This is a genomic window from Streptomyces sp. 5K101 (assembly GCF_046506645.1).
Lineage (GTDB): Bacteria > Actinomycetota > Actinomycetes > Streptomycetales > Streptomycetaceae > Streptomyces.
Map to the genome: position 1 here is coordinate 1 of NZ_JBKFFO010000051.1, position 6,144 is coordinate 6,144.

Below are 6,144 nucleotides of genomic sequence, written 5' to 3' on the forward strand. Positions count from 1 at the left end.
GGGTCAACACCAAGACCAAGCGGATCGCGCGCCAGATGCACGGACGAGCAGGCTTCACCCTTCTTCGCCACCGCATCCTCCTCGGATAGCAGCACGCTCCGTCACCACCGAATGCGAGACAGGGCCGCTCGATTGACAGACCCCCCACCCCTGGAACAGCGCGACCGACTCTCACCACCACCGACACCAACCCGAGAGATCGCACGAGGGCCTGCCGGTGGGATCGTCGGCAGGGGCGCTGTCGGAAGAGCGGCGCGAGCAACTGGAGGACATCGACCCATCCTGGTGCCCCACCTGGCCCGTGGAATGGCAGCGCACCTTCACGGACCTTGGGCGGTGGGTGAAGTCGGTCCGGCTCGGCTGGGACAAACTCACCGGCGTACAGCAGTGGATGTGCGAACACATCCTCCACATCACTCCCGCAGCCGACGACGAGAAGCCCAGGCCCAGGGTCAGCCAGGCTGACAAATGGGCGCTCAACTACGCCGCCGCGAAGCAGTACTACCGGCGCGAAGGGCACCTGCGAGTACCGAGAAAACATGTCGAGGAAGTCGCCGTGGGCGGCGTCGGGGGCCGCGGCGGCGGCGCGGATCGGGAGGAGGGGGGCTTCGGGAGCTGAAGCTGCGGGCCTGGATCGGCAACCAGAGAAGCAGAGCCGCCACGCTCACACCGGAACGGGTGGAACAGCTCTCCGCCGTCGGGATGCGCTGGGCATGATGGGCGCCGTCGTCACTGCGGCCCGAATCACCCCCCGCCACATGGGGCTACGACGGCAACGGCCTCGCCGCCGTCATTGAGGCGGAACTCACCGACACGCAGCAACTCCTCATCCTTCCATGCATCCCAGCCTCGCGGGAGCAACCCGTCGGCGCGCAGCAGCTCGTGCGGCACCCCGGCGACGTCCATCACCGGGCGGTACGCCGGCCCTTGGGGAACATCGGTACAGCGGTTATCGGTGAGAACGATCACGGTCCGGTCGGCACGAGTGTGCTGACGCGGTTCTCGTACTCGCGGCGGGACTTGCCCCTCCTGTGGAGATCGTTGAAGTCGCCCTACTCGGCGGCGCCGGGACCGTCCAGGTCGCCGCAGTCCGCCTCGTCCGGCAGCAGGGGCCGGAAGTCGAGGCGGTAGGTGTGGCCGCCCGCTCGCCAGAGTGTTTCCTGAGTGGCGGCGCGGGCCAGGCGCTGGACGGCGCGGGTGCGGTCCGGGGAGAGGACGGTGCACGTGCCCTCCGGGGTGGGTGTTCCGGTGCTGCCCGGGTCGTCGTACGGCCAGGCGGCCGACTCCGCGCCGGGCTTATCGGCGGGCATCGCGAAGACGGCCAGCACGGTCGGCTCGTAGCGGCGTGGCGCATCGGCGAAGGCCCCGTCCGGCCAGCGAGCCGGATCGGTACGCGCCAGGAAGTCCGTGCTCTCGTCGGCCGGGAGAGGGAGCCGCGTGGTCTCGGGCTCCGCCCGCGAGGTGCCGGTGTGGTCGGCTGCCGCGACCGTGAGCTCCAGCACTCCCCCGTCCACGGCGTCCTGCGTCTCCACGGCCGTACGGGCCGTCGCGTACGCATCCCGGTACACCTCGCGCACCCGCTCATCCGTCAGGCGGTGAACCGTGGCCGTCTGCAGGGCGCCGGTGCGGCCGGACGGTGTGATCGCCCGGCCGTCACCGTAGAGGGAGAGCCGGGGCAGGGCGCGCCGGACCTGCGGCGACGGGGTCCCGCTGATCGCGCGTACCCGGACCAGGACGTCGGCTTCGCCCGCAGCAGGCGGCTTTGGCGCCGGCGAGGGTCCGGAACCGCAGGCGGTGACCAGCGCCAGGAAGGCGGCGGAGAGGGTGAAGGCTGCCTGTGTGCTCGTGGTGCGTGTGCCCATGCGCATGGGACGGGCACACGGGGCCTGGCGGTTCCGTGTGCCCGTCCTTCTTTTCATGGGCGGTGGCTCATGGGGTGGCCGGAACGGCGGCCTTGGTGATGGTGTATGTGCCGCTACCCGCCCGGTTGACGAGCACGAGGCCGTGGCAGCCCTCCGGGAGGGTGACCGTGACGGACTCCGGCAGGCCGGGTCCTGCGGCCGTACTACTGGCAGTGGCGGCCGATCGGTTGGTGACGTTGTCGCTCCCGGCCTGGTCCGCGTTGAAGACGAAAAGCTCGGCGTCCTGGCCGAGGTCGGACGGGGTCACCGTGTACGTCGCCCGCTCGCTGCCCGACTGGCAGATGTCCCACACGGCGGAGAGCCGGTTCGCCCCGAGGGTGACCGTCGGGCTGCCGGTGAAGATGCCCTCGGTCTCGTCGGCCTCGATCCGGTAGTCACCGCTGCCGGCCTGCCGACTGACGCGGGGGTAGTAGACGCCGGTGTCGCGGCGGTTGGAGTTCACCACGACGAAGTCGGTGACGCCTGCCCCCTGTCCGCTGAAGGCCAGCATCCTGGTCTGTTCCCGGTCTTCGTACAGACTCAGGTCGTAGTCCGCGGAGGCCGGCGGGCGCACCGCGACGACCGACCAGAAGCGCGCGGTCGTTTCGAAGCGGTAGTTGTGGTCCGGCTCGGGCGTGGGGCGTTCGAGCGAGACGTGGCTGGTGAGCGGGTTGCGGAAGCCGTAGTCGATGGTGCTCTGGAAGAGGCTGCCCAGTGCCTGGTCCCCCACTTCGTGGCCCGCGGCCCGGCGGCTGTCCCAGTACGCGCGGAACGTGGTGTCGCGGTTGTCGAGGAGGGTGTTCCAGATGTTGGCGGTGCCCTCGCCGAAGTGGTCCCACGGGGCCTCGGCGGTTCGGTCGGCGAGGTCCCACAGGGCTCCGGCGACCCGGCCCTCGACCCCGTCGCCGTCGTCCCAGTCCGCGGTGGACCAGGTGTGGTTCTCGAAGTCGACCTCGAAGCGGTTCACACCGTCGTCGACGTAGACGGGGTCGCCGAAGACCGTCACCCCGTACCAGTTGGCGAAGCCCTCGGACCAGGCGCAGCGTGCGCTGGAAATGCGCTGGATGATGTGCGGGGACGGGCACTGCTTGTCCCAGTCCATGTCGTCGTAGGCGTCGTCCATCACGGCGTGGCCGAGTTCGTGCACGACCACGTTGCGGTCGTCCGCGTCCTGCGGCGTCAGGTAGATCTCGTCCTCGCCCGGCCGGTAGAAGGAGCCGCCCGGGTCGTCGTCCGGGTGCCAGTTCATGTCGATGCGGCGGCAGTCGTCGTCCCTGGCGTCCCAGCAGTCGCCGGGCGTCCACGCCGAGGCTGCGTTGGCCCAGCTGTATGCGCGCAGCGCGCCGTGCAGGCGGGCGTCGGTCGGGGACAGGTTGCCGAAGTCGGTGGTGGTGCCGTCGCCGAGGTCGTCGCGCTGATCGCTGCGGAAGGCGTATTCATCGTCGTCGTCACGCTCCACGCCCCACTGCCCGTTCTGGGTGACGAAGCGCAGGTAGACGTCCTGGCCGCCGAGGGCGTCGGTGCTGTTGTCGAAGCAGAGCCGGTAGGCGCCATTGTCGTCGGTGAGGCCGACGGTCAGCAGGTCGTCGCTGTTGGCCGGGTCCTCGTCCCAGACCTGGACCTGGAGGTTGGCCGAGTTGCGCCAGATGCCGCCCGCATCCTGATAGCCGAAGGAGCCGCGTACGCAGGTCAGCGCCTCGGCGCCGAGCCGCTGCCCGTGCGCGGGTGCCGGATCGTCGGAGTGCGGCCTGGCCAGGCCCTCACTGCCGAGCTCGGCGGACCGCTCGGTCGGCGCGGTGGGCTTCACGCCCTCGGGCACAGGCGTGGCCGTGAACGGGCCCTTGCCGAGGCCGAGGTGGGAGGATGCCTGATTCTCGCCGACGGTGGCGAGGACCGGTTCCTCGATGCCCAGGCCGTACCCCTTGGGCGGCAGCACCCGCACGCGTACGGCGAGTTCGCCGGTGTCCACGGCCTCGACCGGCAGGGTGTACGTGGCCTTGCGTCCGGCCTTCAGATCGACGGTGTGGACGGCCGTGGTGACGGAGCCCCCGTTGTCGGGCAACGCGGAGTCGTGGCGTGCGGTTTCGAAGCCACGCGGCCTCCCGGCGAAGCGCAGGGCGGCTGGGAGGTCGATCTCCACACGGGTGCCTGGTATGTCGATACTCGGCCGCAGCTTCACCGACAGGGTGGCCTTACCGCCCTTGGCGAAGCGGTGGTTGAACGCCGCGTCGACGCTCACACAGCGCACGCCCCGTTCCTCCAGGGTCTCGCAGGCCGCGGTACGTCGCTCATCGCGGTCCGGTGCAGGATCGGCGGCAGCCGGTGCGGCGGTCATCCCGCCGGCCAGCAACGCGCCGCTGATCAGCAGCGTGCAGATTCTTCCTCTTCTTCGTCGCAAGAGATCCCCCATCCTCGTACGGCGCAGCCGACTGCCGACGGCACTCGTCCGATGGTGGAGGGAACTCATCGCGCCGGGGGCGGATCCGCCTCACCCCTCGAGGAATGGCCGATTCCGTGCGTTCTTTGACTGGTACACGCCAGTCAGGTAGCTCTCTTGTGGCTCTCGTTCTCGTTGCCCGAGTGGCGCCCGCTCGCACCGTGTCGAAGACGGCTGTTCCACGTTCGAGGATGTGGAACAGGCTCAGATGAGGTCGTGGCTGCCCGGTTCGCGGGCGAATGGGCAGGAAGTCGGCGGGGACGCCGACCCCGTAGACGTAGGCCCCGGAGTCCTTGAGTGACCGTCTCGTTGCGGTAGACAGTCAACATGCGGCCGTGCGCCTCCCGCCGGTCAGCTGTTGAGTAGCGATCATTTCGGTCCGGGGCGGCTTCACCTGCCGAGGCTTCTCACCGGCGTCCACCCTTCGCGATGTTGAGCGGCTGCTCGCGCGCACGGGCGCGCGCGAAGGAGTGGTCGCGGAACTCTCCGTCCAACGAACCGCAGTCTGTCAGGCGGAAGTCCGGGCGCTGGCTGGGCTTCGCCAGGCAGCCGTCCGACTCATCCCCGTCGGCGACCGCACAGAGTCCGGGTTTGCGCGAGAGGCCGACGTGGACCGCATGGCCGTTCGTTTGTTGCTTGGCAAGTAGCCCGTAGTCCTCGCGCACGCTCCGACCTGAACGGCTTGGAGCAATGGCCGCTCGTATTCTGGTCGGTCCAGGTGGTCAGGGCTTGTCCACGTGGGCGTCGGCGCGTGCGAGGCGGCAACTTAGGGTGTACCAGGCGGCTTCGGTGTCGTAGCGGCTGGCGGTGCAGGACGACGAAGCCGGTGGTGTCGGCCTGCGCGGACCAGTTCGGTCAGTACGTCGATGAACGGCTCAGCGGGTGTGCCCGATTCGATCGCGGCGGCGGCCTGCTTCAGGCGTTCGTGCGCGGCGGGGAAGAGGTCCTTGGCCGGGGCATCCTGTAGCCGGGAAAGCCCTCCCCCCGGTGTCTCCAGGTGCCGGGGCGGCCATGCGCAAGTGCCGATACGCGCTCCGTTGCCCTGGCGCCGACCCCTGTCGATGTCGGCCTCCATGAGGCTGCCCTGGAACTCCATCGGGGCACGGTGGTCAGAAGCATCCGGACGCCCAATGGCACGTGTCGCGCAGGATGTGGTGCAGGCGCCGTAGTAGCCGGGCTGGTTGAAGTTCCACGTGACCGCATTCGACTCGGTGCTTGTGGAGTGTAGTCGACCTGCACGTTCAGGCCCAGGCTCGCGCCGACCTTGCCGAGGGTCTCGACGGCGAAACTGCCCTCAACATTGCCGTTGAGGCCGACGGAGACCGAGATGGTCGTCTGGGTGCTGGTGGTGACGTCTGGGTGCCGGTTGTGCCCTCGGTGACGCACCAGCCCTTGAAGTGGTGATCGTCGGGGACACTTCGGTGGTCTTGGTACGTGTGGCGCTTGCCGCGATCGGCGGCAGTGCAGGCCTCACCGAGCGTTGCCTGAGCAGCGGCGGCCGGTGAAACCGCGAAGCTCATGGCGGCTATCGCGGAGGCAGCCGCAACGGTGAAGGCTATGAGCCCTCTGCCGATGCGGCCGGTCCATCTTAAGTGACGCATCGTTGTCTTTCCCCCTTTGGCCGGCCCGCGCGCAGGCGGGAACCCCGGCCGGTGGTGTGGTCAGTGTGATGGTGCTGAGGGGGCCTCCCCCTGAGTGGTGGACACGCTGATACTGGATCTGCTTGATCCGGAGGAAGCGAGAACACCGCCGATGGCGATGAAGGACTACTCGGACGAGTTCAAGGCCGATGCCGTGGCCCTGTAC

The 6,144-nt window shown here is 69.1% G+C and carries 5 protein-coding genes and 1 pseudogene; 1 reads left to right on the forward strand and 5 read right to left on the reverse strand.

Going from position 1 to position 6,144, the window contains the following annotated elements; translation table 11 throughout:
• The first annotated feature begins 217 nt into the window (after positions 1 to 217).
• Complete coding sequence (locus ACLB9X_RS34220) at positions 218 to 619, forward strand: helicase associated domain-containing protein (RefSeq protein ID WP_410364315.1); 402 nt, start codon at positions 218 to 220, stop codon at positions 617 to 619.
• 125 nt (positions 620 to 744) lie between these two features.
• On the opposite strand, the gene ACLB9X_RS34225 is transcribed toward ACLB9X_RS34220, so the two are convergent.
• The 5 genes and pseudogenes from ACLB9X_RS34225 to ACLB9X_RS34245 form a co-directional block, all read right to left on the reverse strand.
• Positions 745 to 969: a hypothetical protein gene (locus ACLB9X_RS34225; protein WP_410364316.1), complete on the reverse strand. Its 225-nt coding sequence runs from the start codon at positions 967 to 969 to the stop codon at positions 745 to 747.
• A gap of 83 nt (positions 970 to 1,052) precedes the next feature.
• A complete protein-coding gene (locus ACLB9X_RS34230) occupies positions 1,053 to 1,862 on the reverse strand; it encodes a hypothetical protein (protein WP_410364317.1) in 810 nt (269 codons plus the stop codon).
• A gap of 67 nt (positions 1,863 to 1,929) precedes the next feature.
• The gene (locus ACLB9X_RS34235; RefSeq protein ID WP_410364318.1) at positions 1,930 to 4,299 is read right to left on the reverse strand and encodes a hypothetical protein; all 2,370 of its coding nucleotides are present in this window, start codon (positions 4,297 to 4,299) and stop codon (positions 1,930 to 1,932) included.
• Between the two features lie 446 nt (positions 4,300 to 4,745).
• Positions 4,746 to 5,003, reverse strand: coding sequence for a hypothetical protein (locus ACLB9X_RS34240; RefSeq protein ID WP_410364319.1), 258 nt, complete (start codon positions 5,001 to 5,003; stop codon positions 4,746 to 4,748).
• A 497-nt stretch (positions 5,004 to 5,500) separates the two neighbouring features.
• Positions 5,501 to 5,939: pseudogene (locus ACLB9X_RS34245) on the reverse strand (hypothetical protein); the annotation flags it as partial.
• Positions 5,940 to 6,144: the final 205 nt, after the last annotated feature.

Bases quoted from the DNA above. Each gene is read 5' to 3' on its own strand.
- ACLB9X_RS34230 (WP_410364317.1), bottom strand. From the start codon at position 1,862: ATGGGCACACGCACCACGAGCACACAGGCAGCCTTCACCCTCTCCGCC.